The 881-nt window shown below is 67.8% G+C and carries 1 protein-coding gene and 1 pseudogene; both read right to left on the bottom strand.

Annotated features, from left to right (window positions below):
- Positions 1-16 precede the first annotated feature (16 nt).
- Positions 17-538 carry an MscL family protein gene (locus JGS39_RS39770; protein WP_219574624.1) on the bottom strand — a complete coding sequence of 174 codons (522 nt, stop codon included), beginning with the start codon at positions 536-538 and terminating at the stop codon, positions 17-19.
- A gap of 123 nt (positions 539-661) precedes the next feature.
- Positions 662-881: pseudogene (locus JGS39_RS39765) on the bottom strand (hypothetical protein); the annotation flags it as partial.

The following is an 881-nucleotide window of genomic DNA, read 5'->3' as shown; positions in this document are numbered from 1 at the left end:
CGCCCGGCCCGCCGCTCTACTTCAGGTCGCCCCGCCCCGGCTCCTCGCCGCGGTTCCCCTCCACCGAACTGCTGCCGCCACCGCGCTGCGCGACCAGTGCGTCGCGGATCTCCTTCAGGACCTCCAGCTCGCTCACCTCCATCGTCTCCTGCACGCCCTCCTTCGCCGCCTGCATGGCGGCCCGCCTGGCGAGGTACTTCGCCATCGGGAGCACCATCAGGAAGTAGACGACGGCAGCGGTGATCAGGAAGCTGAGTGTGGCGCTGAGCACCGAACCCCACAGGATCCGGATGCCCTCGGTCGCCTCGCCCGTCTTCGGGTCCGTCACACAGGGGCCCTTCAGGCAGGAGCTGTAGTTCTCCAGATCCTGGGTGCCGAACGCACCGACGAGCGGGTTGATGACGCCCTTGACGACGGCGTTCACGATGTTCGTGAACGCGGCGCCGATGACGACGGCCACCGCCAGGTCGATCACGTTGCCGCGCGTCAGGAAGGCCTTGAAGCCCTCCAGCAGACTGACTTTCTTCTTCTCGCTCACGCCCGAGCCGTCCTTCGTATGTGCCGTAAGAGGAGCCAACCGTTCCGCAACTTACGGCAGTACAAGGGAGATCCGCCCCATCCTCGGCTGCTGTCAGGTGACGTGATGGTTCGTCAGTACGAATCAACACAGGATCACCGCAAACCCGGCCGAGATTCCCGCACCGGCCAGCGTCGTGGCCGTCGCCCGTGGCACGGAGAGCACGATCAGCGCTCCGTTCTCCGTGGAGCCCTCGGCGGACTCCGCCGGTACCCGGGTCACCCGCGCCCCCTTCGCCAGCACCCGCGAGTCGGCTCCGGCGCCCTCGGACGCGATCACGTCGACCCGGTCTCCCGGGCGCAGC

This window comes from Streptomyces poriferorum (genome assembly GCF_019399235.1).
Taxonomy (GTDB): Bacteria; Actinomycetota; Actinomycetes; order Streptomycetales; family Streptomycetaceae; genus Streptomyces; species Streptomyces poriferorum.
Note: the sequence above shows the minus strand (reverse complement) of the source record. Positions and strands in the feature narration are given on the sequence as shown.